The organism is Candidatus Binatia bacterium (assembly GCA_036493895.1).
In the GTDB taxonomy this organism is placed as follows: Bacteria; Desulfobacterota; Binatia; order UBA1149; family CAITLU01; genus DATNBU01.
Genome location: DASXOZ010000060.1, coordinates 24769 through 46490, shown reverse-complemented (window position 1 = coordinate 46490; position 21722 = coordinate 24769). Strand labels below are relative to the sequence as shown.

Annotated in this window: 17 protein-coding genes; 5 read left to right on the top strand and 12 right to left on the bottom strand. The window is 67.8% G+C overall.

What is annotated here, in order from left to right; all coding sequences use genetic code 11:
* Positions 1-19 precede the first annotated feature (19 nt).
* The 5 genes from VGK20_14300 to VGK20_14280 form a co-directional block, all read right to left on the bottom strand.
* Positions 20-4141 (bottom strand): chemotaxis protein CheB, encoded by a 4122-nt coding sequence (locus VGK20_14300; GenBank protein HEY2775215.1) that lies wholly within the window; start codon positions 4139-4141, stop codon positions 20-22.
* A gap of 122 nt (positions 4142-4263) precedes the next feature.
* Positions 4264-5142, bottom strand: a complete 879-nt coding sequence (locus VGK20_14295; GenBank protein ID HEY2775214.1) for a DUF2461 domain-containing protein — start codon at positions 5140-5142, stop codon at positions 4264-4266.
* Position 5143: 1 nt separating this feature from the next.
* Positions 5144-6697 (bottom strand): threonine ammonia-lyase, biosynthetic, encoded by a 1554-nt coding sequence (gene ilvA, locus VGK20_14290; protein ID HEY2775213.1) that lies wholly within the window; start codon positions 6695-6697, stop codon positions 5144-5146.
* A 4-nt stretch (positions 6698-6701) separates the two neighbouring features.
* On the bottom strand, positions 6702-7457 hold the full coding sequence (locus VGK20_14285) for an N-acyl homoserine lactonase family protein (protein ID HEY2775212.1): 756 nt from the start codon (positions 7455-7457) through the stop codon (positions 6702-6704).
* Positions 7457-7723, bottom strand: a complete 267-nt coding sequence (locus tag VGK20_14280) for a hypothetical protein (GenBank protein ID HEY2775211.1) — start codon at positions 7721-7723, stop codon at positions 7457-7459. The genes VGK20_14285 and VGK20_14280 overlap by 1 nt, the downstream gene beginning before the upstream one ends.
* 186 nt (positions 7724-7909) lie before the next feature.
* Here VGK20_14280 and VGK20_14275 point away from each other — a divergent pair, with 186 nt between their 5' ends.
* Genes VGK20_14275 through VGK20_14265 form a run of 3 tightly spaced genes read left to right on the top strand, consistent with a single transcriptional unit; the run spans position 7910 to position 11141 of the window.
* On the top strand, positions 7910-8779 hold the full coding sequence (locus VGK20_14275) for a PaaX family transcriptional regulator (GenBank protein ID HEY2775210.1): 870 nt from the start codon (positions 7910-7912) through the stop codon (positions 8777-8779).
* Positions 8776-9816: a fatty acid desaturase family protein gene (locus tag VGK20_14270; protein HEY2775209.1), complete on the top strand. Its 1041-nt coding sequence runs from the start codon at positions 8776-8778 to the stop codon at positions 9814-9816. Before VGK20_14275 ends, VGK20_14270 begins: the two co-directional genes overlap by 4 nt.
* Complete coding sequence (locus VGK20_14265) at positions 9813-11141, top strand: FAD-binding oxidoreductase (GenBank protein HEY2775208.1); 1329 nt, start codon at positions 9813-9815, stop codon at positions 11139-11141. The genes VGK20_14270 and VGK20_14265 overlap by 4 nt, the downstream gene beginning before the upstream one ends.
* A gap of 25 nt (positions 11142-11166) precedes the next feature.
* Here VGK20_14265 and VGK20_14260 read toward each other — a convergent pair whose 3' ends face one another.
* Entirely contained in the window at positions 11167-11874 is a 708-nt protein-coding gene (locus VGK20_14260) for an MgtC/SapB family protein (GenBank protein HEY2775207.1), read from the bottom strand.
* Between the two features lie 233 nt (positions 11875-12107).
* On the opposite strand from VGK20_14260, the gene VGK20_14255 reads away from it, so the two are divergent.
* Positions 12108-13457, top strand: coding sequence for an Npt1/Npt2 family nucleotide transporter (locus tag VGK20_14255; protein HEY2775206.1), 1350 nt, complete (start codon positions 12108-12110; stop codon positions 13455-13457).
* Between the two features lie 22 nt (positions 13458-13479).
* Here the strand turns inward: VGK20_14255 and VGK20_14250 are convergent, their stop codons facing one another.
* The 6 genes from VGK20_14250 to VGK20_14225 form a co-directional block, all read right to left on the bottom strand.
* Positions 13480-14505 carry a hypothetical protein gene (locus tag VGK20_14250; GenBank protein HEY2775205.1) on the bottom strand — a complete coding sequence of 342 codons (1026 nt, stop codon included), beginning with the start codon at positions 14503-14505 and terminating at the stop codon, positions 13480-13482.
* The gene (locus VGK20_14245; protein ID HEY2775204.1) at positions 14502-16118 is read right to left on the bottom strand and encodes an adenylate/guanylate cyclase domain-containing protein; all 1617 of its coding nucleotides are present in this window, start codon (positions 16116-16118) and stop codon (positions 14502-14504) included. The genes VGK20_14250 and VGK20_14245 overlap by 4 nt, the downstream gene beginning before the upstream one ends.
* A complete protein-coding gene (locus VGK20_14240; GenBank protein ID HEY2775203.1) occupies positions 16115-16906 on the bottom strand; it encodes a Rieske (2Fe-2S) protein in 792 nt (263 codons plus the stop codon). Before VGK20_14240 ends, VGK20_14245 begins: the two co-directional genes overlap by 4 nt.
* Positions 16903-17700, bottom strand: a complete 798-nt coding sequence (locus VGK20_14235; protein ID HEY2775202.1) for a glycerophosphodiester phosphodiesterase — start codon at positions 17698-17700, stop codon at positions 16903-16905. Before VGK20_14235 ends, VGK20_14240 begins: the two co-directional genes overlap by 4 nt.
* 43 nt (positions 17701-17743) lie before the next feature.
* On the bottom strand, positions 17744-19378 hold the full coding sequence (locus tag VGK20_14230) for an acyl-CoA synthetase (GenBank protein ID HEY2775201.1): 1635 nt from the start codon (positions 19376-19378) through the stop codon (positions 17744-17746).
* 167 nt (positions 19379-19545) lie between these two features.
* Positions 19546-19950, bottom strand: coding sequence for a VOC family protein (locus VGK20_14225; protein HEY2775200.1), 405 nt, complete (start codon positions 19948-19950; stop codon positions 19546-19548).
* A 77-nt stretch (positions 19951-20027) separates the two neighbouring features.
* On the opposite strand from VGK20_14225, the gene VGK20_14220 reads away from it, so the two are divergent.
* Positions 20028-21668 (top strand): hypothetical protein, encoded by a 1641-nt coding sequence (locus VGK20_14220; GenBank protein HEY2775199.1) that lies wholly within the window; start codon positions 20028-20030, stop codon positions 21666-21668.
* Positions 21669-21722: the final 54 nt, after the last annotated feature.

Sequence of the window (21722 nt, the reverse complement as noted above, 5' to 3'; positions counted from 1 at the left end):
CGAATTGCTGCAAGTCGTTTCACCGGCCACCATCCAGGACCGCGCGCAACGTGGCCACCAGCGATTCGGGGTCGATGGGTTTGGCCAGGAATTCGTCGAAACCGCAGTCCCTGGCCGCATCGCGATCGGACGCAGCCGCCATCGCCGTCAGCGCGACGCTCGGTACGGGCTTGCGGTGCCAGGCGGCTTCCATTCCGCGGATGCGGCGCATCAGCTCCAGGCCGTCCATGTCCGGCATGCTGATGTCGCTCAGCAGGATACCGGGCTGGAGATCGGAATAGGCGCTCAGGGCCTCTGCAGCGGACGAACAAGCGTGGACCGTCGCGCCGGCGCTCTGGAGCGCGGTCTGCACCACTTTCAGCGTGTCGGGATTGTCCTCGACCACGAGCACCGAGACGCCTTCGAGGCTCTCCCGTCCCGGCGAACCTGCGTCGGGCTCGACGGTGGCAGTCGTCGCGATCGGGAGGCGTACCGTAAACGTCGCCCCGCGCCCCTGTCCGTCGCTGGCCGCCGAAATGGAACCGCCGTGAAGCTGGACCAGCGACTGCGCAATCGAAAGCCCGAGCCCGAGGCCGATCGTGACGCGATCGCCGCGTCCCGCCTGCGCGAACGGCGCGAAGACGTCCGGGAGAAAAGACGGCGCGATTCCCTCGCCCGTATCGCTGACGACGAGGACGAGCGACTCGCTCTCCTTTCGAAGTTTGAGCTGGACTCGCCCGCCGCGAGGCGTGAACTTGATCGCGTTCGACAGAAGGATCCAGACCACCTGCTCCAGGCGCCCCGAGTCTCCCATGACCGCAGGAACCGTGGCGGGAACCTGGACCTTCAGCTCGACGCCCTTCCTGTCGGCAAGCGGCGCGACGAGATCGACCGCGGCCTGCACCACCGCGGCCAGCTCGATCGGCTTCAGCGCGACGCGGAGCTTGCCCGACGCCATTCGCGTCGTGTCGAGAAGATCCTCGATCAGGCGCCGCTGCGCCTCGGCGCTGCGCACGATCGCTTCGATCGCTTCGGCGCGCTGGGCCTGCGGCACTTCGTCGCGGCTGAGCAGCTTCGCCCACATCAGCACCACCGAAAGCGGCGTGCGCAGCTCGTGGGAAATGCTGGCCAGGAACTGGTCCTTCATCGCGCTGGCGGCGGCTTCGGTGTCGCGCGACGCACGCAGGTCCGCTTCGGCCCTCTTCAGGTCCGAGATGTCCACCGCCATGCCGACGCAGATCCTTCGACCGTCCCTGCTGGAGTGGGGCAAGGAAGCCGAGAAGCGCCAGTATCGCATCGCGTCGTCGCGCGTACGGATTGGAAACTCCATCTCGATCGAGCGCTGCTGGCCGCTGAACAGTGCGTCCAGCTTTTCCGCGAGGCGTGCGGCTTCTTCGACGGGCAGCAGGCTCAGCCAGGCCTCGCGCACAGGGATGTCGCGGATCCCGTAACCGGTAAGCTCCGTCCATGCGGTACTGAGCTGGACCACCTCGCCGCGGTCGTTCTGGAGGATTACCGGGATCGGAGCATGCTCGATTGCGTGACGGAACTGCTCCTCGCGGTCACGCAGCGCCTCCTCGGCGCGCTTGCGCGCCGTCGTCTCGATGAACGCCACGACGACGCCTTCGATGCGGTTTTCGCCGGTTCGGTACGACGTGATGCGGCGCAGGAACCAGCGACCGCCGTCGACCGCGATCTCGCGTTCGCAGGGAACGAGGCGCTCGAGCACGGTGGCTGCGTCCGCGAGCAGGTCCGGATCGTCGAACTTGAGCGCAAGGTCGGAAAGCGGTCGCCCGACGTCGGTGCTGATGAGCTCGATCAGCTCCTTGAGCTGCGGCGTGAAGCGGCGGATGCGGAAGCTGGTGTCGAGGAACAGCACGGCCAGGTCGGTGCTCGTCAGCAGGCTGGTCAGGTCGTTGGTCACCGCCTGGTATTCGTCGATCTTGGCCTGGAGCTGGCTGTTGACGGTCGAGAGCTCCTCGTTGAGAGACTGCATCTCCTCGCGACTGAGCTCCATCTCCTCGTTCGCGCTCTGCAGCTCCTCGTTGGTGCTGATGACTTCCTCGTGAGCCGCCCTGAGCTCCTCGTTGCTGGTCTGAAGCTCCTCGACCGTCCCCTGCAGCTCGTCGCGCATCCGCCGCAGGAGGCCGGTCGACTTCTCGCGGTCGGTCGACCGCACCGGGGACTGCTCCGGGAGCGACTGGCCGAGATCCTTGAAGCTGACGACGAAAAGGTCGGCTTTGGGTTGGCGCGAGACCGGTGAGACCGCAACCAGTACGTGCTCGCGAACGCCGTCGCTGCGATCGATCCACGCATCCTCGGTAGCGGTCGCACGCGTGTGCGCCGCGCGATGGAAGGCGCTGCGCACGGCGGGATACAGGGGCTCGCGCAGGACCGCCATCAGGTCGCGCGTGGGTTCGCCGGAACGCTGCGCAAGATACGGCGACGCGTCGCCGTGGTAGTACAGGATGCAGTAGTCGTGGTCGATGGTCACCGCCGGCGGCGTGTGGTATTCGAGCAGCACCCGCGTCGTCAGCTGCGCGATCGTCGGACGCAGTACCGCTGCTGCCTTGACTTCCGCGGTGCGGGGCTCGGTGGGCGTCGTTGTCATCCGTCGCGGCAGCGGGAACTCGACGCTGCCGTGGCGAGTCGGGCCGACGCGCCGGAAGATCCTGGCCTTCTTGTCGACCTGCTCGAACAGCTCGTCGCTCGGTCCCGGCGTCTCGCTGGTCCCGAGGAACAATGCGCCGCCGTCGCGAAGCCCGAAGTGCAGCAGCGCAAGCAGACGCTGTTGCAGATCCGGCTCGAGGTAGATCAGCAGATTGCGGCACGTGACGATGTCGAGGCGGCTGAACGGCGGGTCCTGCAGCACGTTCTGCGGCGCGAACACGACGCGCTCGCGAAGCTCCTGGCGCACGCGGTACACCGCGTCCTCGCGCTGGAAGAAGCGCTCGAGGCGCTCGGGTGTAAGCTCCGATTCGATGCCGCCGGGATAGACGCCGAGGCGCGCGTTCTGCAGGCTGCGCTCGGCGGTGTCGGTCGCGAGAATCCGGATGTCGAGCCGCTTGCCGGCGCGCTCGGCCTCCTCGACCAGCAGGATCGCCAGCGTGTAGGCTTCTTCGCCGCTGGCGCAGGCGGCAACCCACGCCCGGATCGACGAATCGTTCTCCCTGGCGGCAACCAGAGGGACGATCACGCGCTCGCGAAGCGCTTCCCAGGCATAGGGATCGCGGAAGAAACCGGTCACGTGGATCAGCAGGTCGTCGGCGAGCGCGGCGACTTCCGTCGGAGTCTGGCGCAGCATGCGCGCGTAATCGCCGAGCTTGGTCAGCCGCGCCAGTCCCATGCGCCGCTGGACCCGCCGCATCACCGTTCCCTTCTTGTAGCCGCCGAAGTCGTGGCGGGTGCGCGTGCGCAGCACCGCCAGGATCTCGCGCAGCTGCTGCTGGTGGCGCTCGGTGACAGCCGGCCGGCGTTCCTTCGCGTAAGGATGATTGGCGTACGACAGCAGGACTGCAGGAATGTCCTGCAGCTTGAGGATGTAATCGGCGTAACCCGCATCGATCAGGTGATGCGGCATCGACGGAAAGGCGGCCGTCTCTGGGTCCTGCGCGATGCAGAGTCCGCCCACCGCCTTGATCGCCTGGCATCCGGCAGCGCCATTGCTGCCCATTCCCGACAGGATGATCGCGATGCCTCTTTCCCGCTGCTCTTCGGCCAGCGAGCGGAAGAAGTCGTCGATCGGCCGCGAGTGCATCGGCTTATCCAGCGGTTCGGTCAGGTGGAACCTGCCGTTCTCGATGCGCAGCGTGCGCCCGGGCTGGATGACATAGAGCGTGTTCGGCTCGACCTTGGATTCGGCCTGGACCTGGAGCACCGTAAGCGCCGTCTTCTTCTGCAGGATCTCGGCGACCAACGTCTTGCGGTCCGGCGGCAGGTGCTGCACGAGCACGAACGCCATGCCGCTGTCTGCCGGGATCCCGCTGAACAGCTCGATCGCCGCTTCGAGCCCACCCGCCGACGCACCGATGCCGACGACCGGAAACGGCAGCCGCGGCGATTCTTCGCCGTCGACCGGTTGGGCCGCCCGGTTGTGCTCCTCGTCGGGAATCGACGGCTGCTCGCCGCCTTCAGAGTCGTCGCGATTGTCGGAGGAGCTCATGCTTGTTGCCTCGACACGGGGAAACCGCCCGCGCGAACGGCTCCCCCTCGCCGAGCCTACGAAGTTCCACGCCCCGAGGCCATACCCCGTGCAATGTTTCGGCACCTTTTGCCGCCATCCGCTCAGTCTTCGCGATGGAACGGCAACCCGAGCGCTCCGGTCAGGAACTCCATGAACGGCGCCATCGCCTCGAAGCACCTGGCGACGTCGCGCACGAAATCCTTCGTCAGGATGACGGCCGGCGGTGCCTCCTGGATCGCGAAGTAGCTGGTTCTCTTCAACTCTTCGACGAGCCGATGGTCGGGATCGAACCCTTGGGGCGGCCGCTTCAGGGCGTCGCCCCTGACCTCCCCGAAACGGCGGCGAAATGCCGGCGCCTTCGTGATGGCGATCCACCGGTCCGGGTCTTCGGCTATGGCTTCACGAAGCTTGCGAAGCTCGGGCCCCGGCGGGTGCCACAGGCCGCCGCCGAAAAAGACGCGAGTGGGTTCGAGGTGAACGTAGAAACCCGGCGCATGCGCGTCCTTTCCCGCCTCGTGGCGGAAATGGCACGCGGCGTGGGTCTTGTACGGAGTCTTGTCGTGGCTGAAGCGCGTGTCGCGATAAATCCGGAACATCGATCCGCCGTTGGTCCTGGCATCGGCGACGAAGCAGTCGGCAACGCGCCCGAGCGGAAGGTCCATCGCCGCGATGAACGACACCATCGGCGCCAGCACCGACCCGAGGTAGCGGTCCTTGTTGGCCTGGAACCACTCGCGCTCGTTGTGCTTGGCGAGCTCGCGGAAGAACGCGTGGAAATCCTTCGGAAAGCCTTCGAACGGCGCCGGAGCCGATTTCCCGGGCGCGGGCGCGGGCTTCTTGGCGGCCGCCGTCCCTTTGCTGCGCGACGGAGTCTCGGCCGCGGCGCCATCTCTTGCGCGGCCCGCCCGCGTGGCTTTCTTTGGTGCCGCACCTGCGGGCTTCTTCGAAGGCGGTTTGGTCGCGGTGCGGGTCTTCGGCATCTCAGCTCTCCTCGCTCTCATCGTTTTCCTCGTCGCGGTCTCCTCTGACGAAGAGACGATAGGCAGGATTCGCGGTTTCTTCGGTGAACTCGAAGCCGAGCTCATCCAGGCGCCGTCGGAACGCCGCGCTGCCGTCTTCGCCGCCCGTGCCCACCTGGACGCCGACGAGCACGCGGCCGTAGTCGGCGCCGTGGTTGCGATAGTGGAACAGCGAGATGTTGCATCCCTGGCTGACGGCATCGAGAAAACCCGCCAGGGCGCCCGGCCTCTCGGGAAACACGAAGCGGTAAAGCACTTCGTCGGGCACGATCGCGCGGCCTCCGACCATGTGACGGATGTGCAGCTTGCTCGTCTCGTCGTCGCTCAAGTCGAGGGCCGGCAGGCCCGCGCGATGGAGCTGGGAGAGCAGCGATGCCCGTTCGCTGCGGTCGGCGATCTCGACGCCGACGAACACGTGCGCTTCGGACGCATCGGCGTAGCGGTAGTTGAACTCGGTGATCGCGCGGCGCCCGAGCAAGGTGCAGAACGCGCGAAAGCTCCCGGGCTTTTCGGGGATCGTCACCGCGAACAGCGCCTCGCGCTGTTCGCCCATCTCGGCGCGCTCGGCAATGTGGCGCAGGCGATCGAAATTGATGTTCGCACCCGAGCACACCGCGACGAGCCGGAGATCGCTGGCGCTCTCGCGTTCGGCCCACGCCTTCATGCCGGCAATCGAAAGCGCGCCGGCAGTCTCGAGCACGGTGCGCGTATCCTCGAACACGTCCTTGATCGCCGCACAGATCGCGTCGTTGCCGACGACGACCACCTCGCTCAGCAGCTCGCGGCAGATGCGGAACGTCTCTTCGCCCACCTGGCGCACGGCGACGCCGTCGGCGAAGAGGCCCACCTGGTCGAGCACGACGCGGTGGCCCTCGCGCAGGGAACGATACATCGCGTCGGCATCGCTCGGCTCGACGCCGATGACGCGCACGTTCGGCCTCAGGCGCGCGACGACGCTCGCGACTCCGGCGGCCAGCCCTCCGCCGCCGATCGGCACGAAGATCGCATCGAGGCGCTGACCGGCCTGGCGAAGGATCTCCAGGCCGACGGTGCCCTGCCCGGCGATCACGTCGGGGTCGTCGTACGGATGCACGAACGTGAGGCCGCGCTCGCCCGCCATCGCGAGCGCATACGTCGCGGCGTCGGCGTACGTATCGCCGACCAGCTCGACGTGGGCGCCGCGCGCGCGAACCGCATCGACCTTGATCGACGGAGTCGTCACCGGCATCACGATCCACGCCGGGCAGCGCAGGTGCTGGGCCGCGAGCGCCACACCCTGTGCGTGGTTTCCCGCCGACGCAGCGACGACGCCGCGTGCGAGCACCTCGGGCGCCAGCCGCGACATCTTGTTGTAGGCACCGCGCACCTTGAACGCGAAGATCGGCTGCATGTCCTCGCGCTTGAGCAGGACTTCGCACCCAAGGCGCGCCGACAGCTTCGGCGCCGGGTCGAGAGAGGTCTCGATCGCGACGTCGTAAACCGCGGCATTCAGGCTGCGCTCGAGGTAATCCATCATCCGCTCACGAACCGGACAGCAACGAGACGGCCGACGGCCACGCTGCCGGATCGTGTCCATAGACCATCGATGCGCCGGCCGCGCGAAAGAGCGCGAGGCGCTCGAGCGAGGCCATCATCGTACGGCGGCTGAAGACGACGCTCGGAAGGATCATCTCGTCGAGGTTGCGCTCGAGGTAGCAGGCGTCGGCGCACAGCACGACTTCGCGGCCGTCGTCGAGGCGAAGGCGCAGCGACTGGTGGCCGGGCGTGTGCCCGTGCGTCGGAATGCAGACGACGCGGCCGTCGCCGAACAGGTCGTGGGTTCCGTCGGCGAGCTCGACGTCGTGGCCGAGCTGGTAGTCGCGCACGTCGAAACCGCAGCGCGCGGCGATCTCGGGAACGGCGCCGGCCTCCCATTCGAGCTTCTGCACGACGAGCCTGGCGTTGGGCACCAGCGAGGCGCCGCCCGCATGATCGAAGTGCAGGTGCGAGAGCACGAGGCGGTCGATCCTGGCGACATCGATGCCGACGTCCTCGAGGCGTGCAGCGACGTTCTCGCGCGCACCGAAGTCGACGTCGAAGAGACCGGCCAGGTTACCGAGGCGCGCCGCGGGATCGGTGCCGGCCTCGGGGTGCATGCCGGCATCGAACAGCACGACCTGGCCGGCGTGCTCGATGGCGAACACCGGCACCGGCACCTTGATGCGGCCAGGGCTGCCGGCGATGAACCCCGACATCTCTCCGGTCAGCCATCCGCACTCCAGGGCGTGGACGCGCATCAGGAGGATCTCCGGGAGGACGCGGCGGAGGAGACCCCCGTCGTGGGGAACCCCCCTCGCCGGTTCGCCCAGCGCCGGGCGTCCAGGTACGAATACCGCGCCATGTACTCGGAGTAGATGCTGCGCTCGTCCTTGCCCTTCAGGCGCAGCGCGAACGGGATCCACCGCACCGAAAGCGCGTAGCGCCGCCCGAGCTCCATCGCAGGATCCTTTGCCAGGAAGGCAAATGGGCTCTTGAAATCAAAGTATAGCTTTACTTCCTCCACGGTGTGGCCCTCCGCGCTGGCTTTGCGGTGGAGTTACATCAGAGGAACGCGCGCGAGCCAAAACGCGCCCGGAGTCGGGACGGTCAGCGCACTACCCATATTACATGGCTTGACCGGGACGGCCCTGTTTCGTAAGGTCCCGAGACGGAGCGGGCTGGGGAGTCTGCTGCTCACCAGCCGGTCACGATGAAGCCGAGGCCGAAAAGCGTCGTTCTCGATCTGTTGTCCACGCTGCGCGGACGCTCGGCGCCGGTGCGCTTCCTCGTCGCCGCGGCCGAGATTTTCGACATCGACCCGAACGCAACCCGCGTCGCCATCACCCGCCTTCTCGCCTGCGGCCTGATCGAGCGCGACGAGCGAGGGGCCTACCGTACCGGCGCGGCCGCCGGCCCGATCACGTCGCGGCTGAACAGCTGGCGCAACCTCGAGCGGCGCACGCGGCCCTGGGACGGCTCGTGGCTCGGCGCCACGCCCGACGCCTGCTGCTGCGTTCGCGACACCCGCACGACGAGCGTGCGGGCCCTCGAGTTCGTCGGCATGCGCGAGTTCTCCAGCGGGCTGTGGGTTCGTCCCGACAATCTCGACGGCGGCATCGACGCCGCGCGCGAGACGCTGCAGGCGCTTCGCCTGGCGCCCGACTGCCCCGTCTTCCGCATCGTCGACCTCGACGACGTCGCCGACGCCAGGGCGCGCAAGCTCTGGGACGCGGCGCAGGTACGCAGCCTCTACCGGGCGCTGACCGCCGACCTCGAACGCAGCGCCGCACGGCTGCCGCGCCTCGACGAAAAGCGCGCGATGGCCGAGAGCTTCCTGATCGGCGGCGAGGCGATCCGGCGTATCGTGCTCGACCCGCTGCTCCCCGACGCCATCGTGCCCACCGGCGAGCGCGACACCCTGGTCAAGGCGATGACAGCCTACGACGAGATCGGCCGCCGCTGCTGGGCACCGTTCATCGCACGTTACGGAGTGCTGACGACCGAAGCGCCGATGGATCGCCAGCTCTGGCGCGACGCGGCCGTGAGCGAGCTTGCTACTTCTCCCGGAGAACCCGCATGAACGAGACCGCTGCAACCGCATCCGCCACGATCGATTCCGCCGCGGCCGGCGGGCCGGCCGATCCGATCCAGGCATCCGCCGGCGGCGAGCGCTGGCTCGATCGCTTCACGCGCGCCGAGATCGTCGACCTGCTGTCGTTCGACGACCGCCGTTCGTGGAACGCGCTGCTCGTCAACTGGGGCCTGGTGTTCGCGTCGATGGCGATGGTCGCGCGCTGGCCCAACCCGCTGACGATCGTCGTCGCGCTGTTCGCCATCGGCGGGCGCCAGCTCGGCATGTCGATCCTCATGCACGAGGCCTCGCACCGCACGCTGTTCCGCAATCGCCGCCTCAACGATTTTGCCGGCAACTGGCTTGCCGCGTATCCGGTCTGGTCCGACCTTGCGCCGTACCGGCCCTACCACCTCAGGCACCACGCGAAGAACTGGACCAGGGACGATCCGGATCTCGACCTTGCGATGCCGTTTCCCATTTCGCACGCGAGCCTTCGCCGCAAGATCTGGCGCGACCTGTCGGGACAGACCGGATGGAAGCGCGTCAAGGCGCTCGTGCGCCGCGATCTCGGCATGAGCGCCGGCAAGACCAAGCGGCGCCAGGGCCAGAGTGCGAACGAAGCGCTGCGCGGCGTCGTCGTGAGCAACTTCGTGCTGCTCGCGGTCCTCGCCGCCTTCGGACACCCTGCCCTTTACCTGCTGTGGATCGGTGCGTGGATGACGACGTACAGCCTGGTGCTGAGGATCCGCGCGATCGCCGAGCACGCGATGCCGAAGGACGCATCCGACCCGTTCCACAATGCGCGCACGACGCTGGTCTCGTGGTGGGAGCGCTTGTTCCTTGCGCCGAACTACGTCAATTACCACCTCGAGCATCACCTGCTGATGACGGTTCCCCACTACAAGCTGCCGGTGTTCCACCGCATGCTTCGCGACCGCGGCCTTCTCGGCGATGCCAACGTGATGCGTGGCTATGCGAGCGTGCTCGCGGTCGCGGCGTCCAAAGGCATCGGCGCGGCGCCGGCCGCAACAGGCGCGGCCTGAACCAGGCCCGCAAGACCCTGCACGGCTGGGGCCGGGCCCTCTGCGTCGACGCGGTCGAGATCGAAGGCAGGGACCTCGAGGCAATCACCGAAGGGGCCGTCCTGACGCGCGGCCTCGGCCGCTCCTACGGCGACGCTTCGCTTCCTGCGGCCGGGCGCGAGCCGGTCGCGAGCTCGCTCGGCGCCGGCCGCGTGCTCGAGTTCGACGAGGCGACGGGCCTTCTTCGCGCCGAAGCCGGGCTGCGCCTCGGGCACCTCGTCGACCTTTTTCTTCCGCGCGGATTCTTCGTCCCGGTCTCTCCGGGGACGGCCGACGTCACGCTCGGCGGCATGGTCGCGGCCGACGTGCACGGAAAGAACCACTGCGTCGCCGGCACCATCGGCGCATGGATCCACGCGATTCGCCTGCGCCTGCCCGACGCGAGCGTCCGATCGCTCACGTCCGTCGACGGCACAGACCTCTTCGATGCGACGCTCGGCGGAATGGGCCTTACCGGCCATGTCCTCGACGTCACGCTGGCGCTCGAGCGCGTGCCTTCGCCGTCGATCTTCGAAGAGAGCCGCAGCTGCTGCGATCTCGAGTCGCTGATTGCCGTGCTCGACGAGTCGAGCGCGAAGTGGCCGTTCACCGTCGCGTGGTCGGACTGGCTCGCCGGCGGCTCTTCGTTCGGACGCGGCGTCGTGCAGTGCGGACGCTGGGCGACGCAGGGCGAAGCCGGCGACGCGCGCGGCTGTGCGCTTCCGCGCCTCACCGTTCCGACGGTCGCTCCGTCGTGGCTGCTCAATCGTCAGGCTATCGCCGCTTTTCACGCGCTGCGATACGAGCTGGCAACGCGCGACGGAGCTTGCAGGGTGCGTCCGGCGCGCTCGTTCTTTTATCCGCTCGATGCCGTCGGCGCGTGGAACCTGCTGTACGGTCGCCGCGGCATGATGCAGTACCACTGCGTGCTGCCGCGCGACCCTTCGATGCGAAGCGTGCGCCGGCTCGTCGAAGCCGCGACGAGCGGCGAAACTCCGCCGTTTCTCGCAGTCATCAAGACCTGCGGCGACCAGGGTCGAGGCATGCTGTCGTTTCCGATGCCCGGGATCTCGTTCGCGCTGGACTACCCGGTCGCTGCCGACTCTGCAGCACTCGTTGCACGCATGAACGACGTCGTCGCTGCGGCCGGCGGCCGCATCTACCTTGCCAAGGACCTGCTGACGACACCCGAAGCGTTCGCCGCGATGGAGCCTCGCCTGCCTCGCTTTCTTGCGCTGCGCCAGCGCATCGATCCTGACGCCAGGATCACGAGCGCGCTGGCCGAACGGCTTTTTCCGCGAAGATAACGGCCCGACCGACGCCGAAGCCGCGTCAGTTCTCGCCGGAGGAATCGTCGCGGCGCAGGTGCGACCATCCGGCGCGACGGACTCCGGCAAGCGCCGCGAGCTGCTGCGCCAGCAGCGTCAACTCCCGCGATCGCGACTCCTCGATCAGCATGCTGGCCTGCACGGAAACCTCGGAGGCGTCCACGCAAAGCTCGTCGTAGTCGACGGCCTTCACTCCCGGCCGCGACGCGAACTCGTTCCAGACGTCGCGAACGCGCGCGGCGCCGGCATCGGTGACCCGCACGGACAGGCGCCCCGCCAGCGTCTGGGCGCTTGCGGGCGAATGACTGTCGATCCATTGCGCAAGACTGATCTCCACGAACTGGATCAGCAGGACGAGAGCCAGAACGATCCACGCGAGCCCGAAGCAGCCGGCTCCGGTTGCAAGGCCGATGCTCGCCGTGGCCCACAACGTCGCCGCCGAGTTGATGCCCTGGACGCTGCCGGCGCGCCTCATGATGACGCCGCCGCCGATGAACCCGATCCCGGTCACGACGCCCGCCGCGACTTGCGGTACCACGTTGGCAGGTCCGAATCCGACCTGGGCAAGGATCGTGAACGCCGCGGCGCCGAGGGCAACGAGCGTGTTCGTCTTGACCCCTGCCGTCTTGTGGTGCCACTGGCGCTCGATTCCGACCAGCGTGCCGAACACGACGGCGGTCACCATGCGAAGCAGCAGATCGCCGCCGCTCACGGCCGCACCGCTCTTTCCGCGCAGAAAACGTCGTCCGTCGGCAGATCCGGCTCCATCGCGTCGGTGTCCATTCCTTGCACTGGCCTGCTCCGATGACCGCGCCGCAGATGCGGCCCGGTCGGGCGCGGGATCCTAGAGTACCGCCCCTCTTGGTGCGAGGCCCGCATCGAGGTAGCGCAGGCGCATGGCGGCGCCCGCTTGCTGCACCCGCTGCGGTTCGCCATCGTGGCGCGATGGCGACTGCTGACTCCCGGCCACCGAACGGCTTCGACCGCTTCCTCAGGATCTTCGCCGACGTGCGCACCGGCGAGGGCGGTACGGCTCTGCTTCTCGGCCTGAACGTCTTCCTGATCCTCATGGCCTACTACGTGCTCAAGCCGGTGCGCGAGGCCCTCGTTCTCGGCGAAGGCAGCGCAGCGGCAAAGACGTACCTGTCGGTCGTCGAGGTGTTCCTGCTGGCCGGCGCGGTGCCGGCCTACGGAGCGCTCGTGCGCCGCATGGACCGGCGCCTGCTGATCAATTCGGTCACCGGCTTCTTCGTTGTCTGCCTCCTCATATTCTATGCGCTCGGCCAGGCCGGCGTGCACATCGGGATGGCGTTCTTCCTGTGGATCAGCATTTTCAACATGATGGTCGTCGCCCAGTTCTGGTCCTTCGCGAACGACCTCTACAGCAAGGACGAAGGCGAGCGGCTGTTCCCGATCGTCGGGTTCGGCGCTTCGTTCGGCGCGGTCGCCGGCGCCGCGGTGGCCGGCGGATTCATCGAAAAACTCGGAACGTACTCGCCGATGCTCGTCGGCGCGGCGATCCTCGTGCTGGAAACGGTGCTGACCAACCTGATCGACGTGCGCGAGAGTCGGCGCGGACGCTCTGCTGCGCCGCGCGCCGCGATGACGAAGGAGCCGGCCGCGCGCGGCGGGGCCTTCGGCATGGTGCTGCGCACGCGCTACCTGCTGCTGATCGCGCTGATGCTGCTGCTGCACAACGCGGTCAAGACCACCGGCGAGTTCCTGCTCAGCACGACGCTGCAGAACGACGCGATCAGCAAGGTCGGCGCGGGCGACCCCGAGGGGATCAAGCGCCTGATCGGGGCATCGTATTCCTACTTCTTCGCGTGGGTGAATACGGTCGGCCTCATCACGCAGCTCTTCCTCGTCTCCCGCATCGTCAAGAAATTCGGAGTGCAGCTGGCGGTGCTGGTGCTGCCGCTGGTGGCGCTGACCGGCTACAGCGCGATCGGCCTGGCTCCCGTCCTCGGCGTCGTGTTTGCCGCGAAAGTGGCCGAGAATTCGACCGACTACTCGCTGAACAATACCGTGCGCAACATGCTGTTCCTGCCGTGCACCACCGAGCAGAAGTACAGCGCGAAACAGGCGATCGATTCGTTCTTCGTCCGCCTGGGCGACGTCACTGCCGCAGCGGTCGTGTTCATCCTGCACGACTGGCTCACCCTCGGGTCGCGGGCGTTTGCGCTCGTCAATGCAGGACTGGTGGCCGTATGGCTGCTGCTGGCCTGGCGCATCGGCCGCAACTACAGCGAGCTGACCAGCCACGACGGCACCAGCCCGCCGACGACCGCCTGACGATGGGGCTGGTGCACAGGGCTCAGTCCTTGAGGCTGTCGTAGAACTCTGCGTTGATCCTTTCGATCATCCGGCGAAGCGCCGAAGTCGCGAGCGAACGCCGGAGCAGCGGCCACGCAAGCTCGACCCACGCCTCGAAGTCGGGCTCGGCGGTCGCGCCGATGCGCGCGAGCCAGTCGCCGACCGGCTCGGCGCCGTGGTCGGCGACGAAACGCGCGAGCATGTCCTGCAGCGAGGCGCGCAGTTCCCGCGACGAGACGGCCTGAAGCGCCACCGCTTCGGCCGCCGTCTCGACGTGAGTGGCGGCACCGTCGTCGACTCCCGCGAGAAGCTCGCGCATCGACTGGCTGTAGAGAAACACGACGACGTTGCGCCGGAGCGCGACCAGGTTCGGGTCGTTGCTGCGCGAAAGCAGCACGTCGGCCAGGTGCGTCGTCGCGCGCCGCGAGAACACCAGCAGGAACTTGCGGATCTCGGGCTCCAGGCGTTTGTCGAACTCGGCGCGAAGCGTGCCCATCGACGCCTTGACCGCGCCGGCGCCGATCGGAAGCCACTTCAGGAGCGACGGGATTCCCCAGTCGGCGAAGAACGGGTTGACGGTGTCGTGGAACTCCCTCAGCCCGTCGAAAAGCACGTCGCGCAGCGCTTTTTCGACGGCTTCCTGGCCGAGCACCTCGCGCACGAGGCGGTCGGGCACCAGGCTCGGATGCTCGGCCAGTGCCTCCAGCGCGCGGCGCGCGCCGTCGGGCACGTGCTTGCCGAGCGCGGTCTCGCTTGCCCTGGCCGATTCGAGCGCGCGGCGGCCCGCGTCGCGCAGGATCGGCGCGTAGAGCTCTCGCACCGAGTCTTCCGAGAGCACGCGCACCACTGCGCCGGCGGCAGCCTGCGGCTCGACGAGGTCGCGCACGGGGCTCGCCAGCACCTGCTGCCAGGTCTCGCGCAGCGCCTGGACCCAGTCCTCGCGCGCCGACTCGGACGTCAGGCGCGACAGCAGGAACTCGGCGTGCCGGGCACGCAGCCTGGCCAGCGACGATTTGGCCGCGCTCACGCGCTGGCCACCGAGACGCGCCCGGGAAAGCCAAGCGCGTGCAGAACGACGGGCTCGCGCCGGCCGCGCAGGTTCACCGAATCGCTGACGCGCACCGGCGCTTCGAGGCCGCCGGCGCGGGCCAGCGCAAGGGCTTCCTCCGATGCGACGATGCCGCCGTAGTCCTTGGCCGCCTGCTGCAGGCGCGAGGCAACGTTGACGGTGTCGCCGATCACCGTGTACTCGTGACGGTCGACCGATCCGATGACGCCGGCGACGACTTCGCCGCTGTGGATCGCGATGGTGACGGCAAGCGGGTCGCGGCCGTCGGCGCGACGGTGCACGTTGAGCTCGAGAAGACGGTCCTCGAGGCCGAGAGCGCAGCGCATCGCAGAGGCCGCCGCATGCTCGGCCGCCGCGATCGAGCGATCGTCGTCGAGGAGACCGAAGACGACGAGCGCCGCATCGCCGATGAACTTGTCGACGATACCGCCGCACTCGCGTACCCACGCGGTGGTGACGGTGAAGAACTCGTTCAGCGTCGCCACCGCTTCTTCGGCACCGTTGGCTTCGGAATACGCGGTAAAGCCGCGAAGGTCGCAGAACATCACCGTGGCTCGGCGCAGCTCGCCGTGCTGGCCTACCTGGCCGCTGAGCAGGCGGTCGCGCACGCCCGGCTCGACGACGCGGCCGAACGTCTGCAGGATCTTCTCGCGGTCGCGCAGCGCGGCGACCATCTGGTTGACGCCGTCCTCGAGCACGCCGATCTCGTCGGCCGACTCGACGCTGACGCGCACGTTGAGGTCGCCCTTCTGCACGCGCCGCAGCGCGCGCGCGGCTTCTTCGATCGACCGCGTCACCGTGCGCGTGACCAGCACCGCAAGCACGCCGCCCACCAGCACGTAGACGAGGAACGTCGCCTGGCTGGCCGCGCTCAGCTGGTGCAGAAGCTCGACGGGATCCAGGTGCAGGTGCGGGTCGTCCAGGCGTACCACGGCGGCGCGCGTGAGGCCGAGCATCACGAACATCGGGATGAACGACAGCGAGAGCAGCAGCTGGAAGAAGCGGCCGCGCACGCCGAGTACCATCGCGCCGGGCACGCCGGCCAGGCCTCCGTCGGGAAAAACCTTGGGATAGACGATCGCGCGGAAAATGCGGTCGACGACGAAGTAGGAGATGGTCGCCGCAAGGTAGCCGTTGATCATCGGCGTGAAGATGTGCTGGGAAGCCAGCTCCGACGACCAGCGTCCGTATGCACCGAGCGTGATGCCGATGAACAGCGGAATGCCGACGATCCACGCGAGGAAGCCGGAGACCGCGTACATCAGCGGTGCGCTGAGGACGCGGCGGCGCACGAGAAGCGGCGCCGGCTGCACGCACCCGTTCTCGAACCACGCCAGCACGGGCCGCAGGTACCAGTACAGGAACACGACGACCGACGGATACGCGATGCCCTGCCAGTACATCACGTACTGCAGGCTGTTGGCCCGCACCTCCTCGGCGAAAACGCTGACCCGCGACATCAGCACGATCGACTCTTCGGCCGAGACGCCGGCGATGCGGTTGGCGACGAGCGCGACCGCGAAACTCAGCCAGAACCACAGCGGCGGATTCGGGAAGCGGCGCAGCGTCACGGCAGCCTCAGCGTGACGTCGCCGCCGCAGGCGTCGACGTCGATGCGCGCCGCCGCACCGAGCCGCAGCCCTCGCCCGTCGCAGCTCTGCCCGGTGCGCACGTCGAAACGGTAGCCATGCCAGGGACAGACCGCTTCGCATCCGTGCAGCGTGCCCTCGCCGAGAGGTCCGCCGAGATGCGGGCAGCGCAGGTCGTAGGCGTGGAGCCGGCCGTCGATCGAAACGACGCGAAAGCGGCGGCCCGCAAGCCCGACATCCAACGGAAGCCGCGAGGCCAGGTCATGCACTCGTCCGAGGACGAGGCTGCGCTCGTTTTCACCCGGACTGACAGCGGCCGCCGCGTCGAGCACCCGCTGGCGCTCGCGCATCATCGCCTCGTCCTGGTCCCACAGCGTCACGTAAAGCCCGCGGTAGGCGGCGCCGATCGCTTCGGCAGCAGACCGCGGCGCCCACGGCACGTGGAATTCGACGCGAATGCCCGTGCGACGCTCCTCGCGAGGGAAAAGGCTCGTCGTGATCTCGGTGCCCGCGCCGCTGCCGGCGAGCGTGCGCGTGGTGTAGCGCAGGCTCGGCCGGTCCAGGCGAACGTCGACTGTCGCGAAATTTCCCGGCGTGCCGGGTAGCTCCACTTCGGCTTTCCAGCCGCCGGCATCGGCGCTTTCTACGCGAATGCCCGCGAAGGCCTGGGCATGAAGGTACGGCAGGTGCTCCCAGTCGAGCACGTTCTCCCAGATGCGCTCGGTCGAAGCGTCGAGCTCGCGCTCGTAGATGGCAGCAGCTGCGCTCACGATCGCAGCCCCTTGCGCTCGAACACCGCGCGCGCCCTCGCCGGGAAATCCGTCATGAGCCCGTCGACGCCGAGGTCGAGCAAGCGCTCCATCTCCGACTCGTCGTTGATCGTCCAGACGTGCACTTCCATCCCGAGGTCGTGCGCCATGTCCAGGAAAACGGGACAGACCAGCTCGAGATCCTCGTGGGTCGGCGGCACCTGGAGCGCCATTCCCGGCACAAGGTAACCGTCCCTCGTGCCCGACAGGCAAACGCCGAAGAACATCGCGACTTCGGCGGCCGAAAGACTCGTCAAGGCCCGCGGCGCAACCCGGCGCACGCGACGGATGATGTCGTCGTCGAAGGCCGCCGCCAGCACGCGTTCACGGGCGCCATGGCGGTCGAGCACGTCGAAGAAAGCCTCGACGGTGCGGCCGTCGTCGTGCTTGACCTCGATGTTGAGCGGAACGCCGGGAAACGCGTCGAGCACTTCATCCAGCGTGGGAATGCGCACGCCGCGCCCTCGAAACGGGAAATCGCCCGCCGGTCCTTCGAAGCGGAAACCGGCATCCACGCGCCGCAGCTCGGCCAGGGTGCGCGAATGCAAGGAGCCGGCGGCATCGGTCGTGCGATCCAACTCCTCGTCGTGGAAGACGACGATGTGGCCGTCGGCCGTGGCGTGCACGTCGAGCTCGAGGCGGTCGGCACCGGCGGCCACGCCTTCGGCAAAGGCCTCGAGCGTGTTCTCGGGCGCAGTCCCCGAAGAGCCGCGATGCGCGAAAAGCCGGGGGCGCGGACCGTCCAGGTAGGTCACACCCGGAGCCTAACATTGCCGCGCCGCTGCGAAAACGCTCGAATCAGGTTTGCGCCACGGCCTGCTCGCGGGCCCAGCGGTAATCGGCCTTGCCGCTCGGGCTGCGCAGGATCTCGTCGCGAAAGACGAAGACCTTCGGAAGCTTGTAGCGCGCCAGGCGCCGCGCCGCCTCCTCGAGCAGGGACTGCTCGCTCGCGTTCTCGCCGCTTCGCAGCGCGACGACCGCAACCACTTCCTGGCCCCAGCGCTCGCTCGGCCTGCCGCAGACAACGACGTCGTAGACCGACGGGTGATGCTTGAGCGCCTGCTCGACTTCTTCGGCAAAAATCTTCTCGCCGCCGGAGTTGATCGTCACCGAGTCGCGGCCGAGCACCTCGATGAGGCCGCTTGCCAGATGGCGCGCTCGGTCTCCGGGCACCGAGTAACGCACGCCGTCCTTTACCGGGAAAGTTCGTTCCGTCTTGGCCTGGTCGCCGAGGTAGCCCAGCGGAACGCGCCCCGCTTTGGCGAACCATCCCATTTCGGTATCGCCCGGCGCGAGCACGCGGCCGAGGTCTTCCGACAGCACGCAGTTGCCCGGCTGGGGGAGGAAAGAGCCGGTCGAAGTGCCCATCCCCTTGCTGCTCATGTTCGCAGCCTGGCTTCCGGTTTCGGAGGAGCCGATGCCGTCGAAGATCATCACGTCGGGAAGTGCCGCAAGGATTTCTTCCTTGATGCCGACGTTGAGAACCGCGCCGCCGCTGACGAGAAGGCCAAGGCTCGAAAGGTCGTACGCGGCCCGGCGAAGCTGGTCGAGAAGCGGGCGCGCAAACGCATCGCCGACGATCAGCAGCCCCTGGGCCTTCTCGCGCTCGACGACTCTCCAGATGTCGTCGGGGTCGAAGCGGACGGTATCGCGCTGGATCACGACGGTGCCGCCCGAGTTCATCGTGTTCAGTGCAGCCCAGTGGGCGGCGCCGTGCATGAACGGCGGAGCCGGAAGCATCCTCGGCCCTCCACTGGCCATCGACAGCACCGACTGCATGCTTTCGTGCTCGCCTGCGCCGGGAAGGGTGCCGCCGAGAGCGGCAAAATAGATGTCCGACTGCCTCCACAGCACGCCCTTCGGCATACCCGTCGTGCCGCCGGTGTAGAGAATGTAGAGGTCATCGGGCGACCAGTCGAGATCCGGACGCCTTGCCGATGAGGACGCAAGGGCTTCTTCGTAATCGACGGCGCCGGGCAGCAGCGCATTGCCGGATTCGTCGGCGACCTGCAGGAGAATGCGAAGCTGCGGCAGCGACGGCAGCACTTTTGCGAGCGTTGGAGCAAGCGCGGCGTGGTAGATCATCGCCTCGGCGCCCGAATCGCGCAGCAGGTAGACCAACTCCTCCTCGACGTAGCGGTAATTGACGTTGAACGGCGCGACGCGGGCCTTGAAGGCGCCGAGCATTCCCTCGAGGTATTCGTTGCAGTTGTAGAGGTAGAGGGCCAGGTGCGACTGGCCCGACTCCCATCCCTGGAGCGAGCTTCTTTCGGTCCGGATGCCGAGGCCGCGGGCGGCGAGCCAGTTGGCCAGGCGCCGGGTGCGGTCGGTGACCTGATCATAGCTCAGGCGACGATCCCGCCACAGGATGCATTCGCGGTCGGGATCGGCCTCGGAGACGGCCTCGTGAATTGCCGCCAGGTTGAATTCCATTGCGGAAGTTAAGCGGCCGGCCGCGGGCAAGTCCAGAGAGAGCGGGGCGAAACGCTCGCGCCTTTCGTCATTTCTCTGGTGCCTATTCCTCTGGTGCCTATTCCTCTGGTGCCTGACCCCATTCGACTGGTGCCTGACCCCATTCCTGTGGTGCCTGACCCCATTACTTAGTCGTAATAGCGGAGCTCGAGTCGGTTTCCGTCGGGGTCGCGGACGTAGAGCGAGGTGCCGTCGCCGCGCGCGCCGGACAGCGTCATCGGGCCGGCTTCGATGGCGACGCCGTCGCGTTCGAGCCGCGCGACGAGCGCGGCCCAGTCGCTGCGCTCGACCGCGATGCAGAAGTGGTTGAGGTTCGGGAACGTCGTGGCGACCGCATCGCCCTGGTCCCACAACGGGCGCGGGAGAAGGTCGATCAACGCGCTGGCGCTGATTCTCGCGCACGGAAACAGCGCTGCCCCTTCGCGGTACTGGTCGAGGCGGTGGGGCGCCAGGCCGACGGTCTCGAGATAGAAGCGCAGCATCGCTTCCATGTCCCGGACCGCAAGCACGATGTGATCGAGCTCGCAGTTCATCGATTCTTCATCCTCCGCCGTTGCCGAGGCGGCGTGACGTTCTTCGCCCACTCGCCGCGCGCGTTGTAGCATGGCTCGTGGCCGGCGCCGCATCGACCGTTGAGATTGCCCAGGCGCTGCCCCCCTTCCTGCGCTCGCGCCGGCGCCTTCTGCCGTGGCTGCTCGGCGCCGTCTACGCGGCGCTTCTGGCCGCAGCGGTCTCCCGCCACGAGATGTGGCGCGACGAGATCCAGGCCTGGCTCATCGCCCGCGATTCTTCGTCGTTTCGCGACCTCGTCCACGCAATGCGCTACGAGGGTCATCCGCCGTTGTGGCACCTGCTGCTGTGGCCGATCGCCCACGTGACGTGGAATCCGGCGTGGATGCAGGTGCTGCACGTCGCGATCGCCAGTGCATCGGCGCTGCTGCTGCTGCGGTTCTCTCCGTTCTCCTGGCTGCAGAAGATCCTGCTGCTCGCGGGCTACTTCTTCGCGTTCGAATGGGCGGTGATCGCGCGCAACTACGCGCCCGTGGTCTGCTGCGTGTTCGCAGCCTGCTCGCTGTGGCCGTCGCGGTGGCAGCGGCCCGTCCTGCTCTCGGTGCCACTGGTACTGATGTCCCTCAGCCACGCCGAGGGACTGCTGATCGCCCTTGCGATGCTCGCCGTTCTCGCGCTGGAGCTCGTGTGGCCGCGGCGAGGCGCTACGCCCGGCGACGATACGGTCGCCGAAACCGCCGGCGCGGCCCGTGCCGGGGCCGGAAGAATCGTCGCCGCGGCAGCGATCGCCGCGGCAGGAATCGCCACATCGATCGTCCTGATGCGGCCGGACCACGATGCGGGCTTCGCCCATCCCGCCTACCTTGCGTGGACCAACGAAAGCGCTCCGCTGCTCGCGCACGCGGTGATCTCCGGCTACCTGCCGGTGCCTCGCGACGACCTGCACTTCTGGAACACCAACGCGCTGTGGCCGAAGCTGAGGGAAGGCCAGACTCCACCTGCGTATGCGATGCCGGCAGCCCACGCGGCCATCGCGAGCGCCGTCCTGCTGCTTGCGACTCTCGTGCTCGCGACCAGGCCGTGGACACTGGTGATGTTCGCGGCCGGCACCGCGTCGCAGCTCGCGTTCTTTCATGCGATCTATTTCGGCTCCGTGCGCCATCACGGGTTCCTGTTTCTCGTTTTCGTCACGGCGCTGTGGATGTCGTTCCACGAGCGCAGGCTCACTTCGGGAAATGCGCGCGTGGAGGCTGCGCTGCAGTGGTGGGATCGCCGCCGCACCGCCGTCGTCGCGGGACTCCTGGTCGTGCACGTCTACGCGGCGTGGATGGCGCTGTCGACGGACTGGAACGCGCCGTTCTCGCAGGCCAAGGCCACGGCCGAATGGATCGACTCGTATTTCCCCGATCGTGCGCCGTTCGTCTTCGTCGGCGATTATTCTCCGGCAGCCAGCGCCGTGCTCGGCTATCTCCAGCAGGACCGCATGTACTACCCCGACCGCGAGGAGTTCGGCTCCTACGTCCTGTTCGATACACGTCGCCAGATCCACGACCGACCCAAACTCGAAACGCAGGTCAAGGACCTGATACAGAGCCAGCAGCGCGACGCGGTGCTCGTGCTGTCGCACGGGCTCGGGCCGAGGCAGGGCTTCCTCAGTCCGCCCAGGGCGCTGGTACACCTGGGCAACGCGGTCGAAAGCGACGAGCAGTACTCGGTGTACTGGATCCACCGGCGTCCCTGACGCACCCGAGGGGCTGCAGCACGGGCCCCGCCAGTTCGAGCGCTTCGGCCGATC

Bases quoted from the DNA above. Each gene is read 5' to 3' on its own strand.
- VGK20_14285 (HEY2775212.1), bottom strand. From the start codon at position 7,457: ATGCGCGTCCACGCCCTGGAGTGCGGATGGCTGACCGGAGAGATGTCG.
- VGK20_14225 (HEY2775200.1), bottom strand. From the start codon at position 19,950: ATGAACTGCGAGCTCGATCACATCGTGCTTGCGGTCCGGGACATGGAA.
- VGK20_14270 (HEY2775209.1), top strand. From the start codon at position 8,776: ATGAACGAGACCGCTGCAACCGCATCCGCCACGATCGATTCCGCCGCG.
- VGK20_14275 (HEY2775210.1), top strand. From the start codon at position 7,910: ATGAAGCCGAGGCCGAAAAGCGTCGTTCTCGATCTGTTGTCCACGCTG.
- VGK20_14230 (HEY2775201.1), bottom strand. From the start codon at position 19,378: ATGGAATTCAACCTGGCGGCAATTCACGAGGCCGTCTCCGAGGCCGAT.
- VGK20_14255 (HEY2775206.1), top strand. From the start codon at position 12,108: ATGGCGACTGCTGACTCCCGGCCACCGAACGGCTTCGACCGCTTCCTC.
- ilvA (HEY2775213.1), bottom strand. From the start codon at position 6,697: ATGATGGATTACCTCGAGCGCAGCCTGAATGCCGCGGTTTACGACGTC.
- VGK20_14300 (HEY2775215.1), bottom strand. From the start codon at position 4,141: ATGAGCTCCTCCGACAATCGCGACGACTCTGAAGGCGGCGAGCAGCCG.
- VGK20_14295 (HEY2775214.1), bottom strand. From the start codon at position 5,142: ATGCCGAAGACCCGCACCGCGACCAAACCGCCTTCGAAGAAGCCCGCA.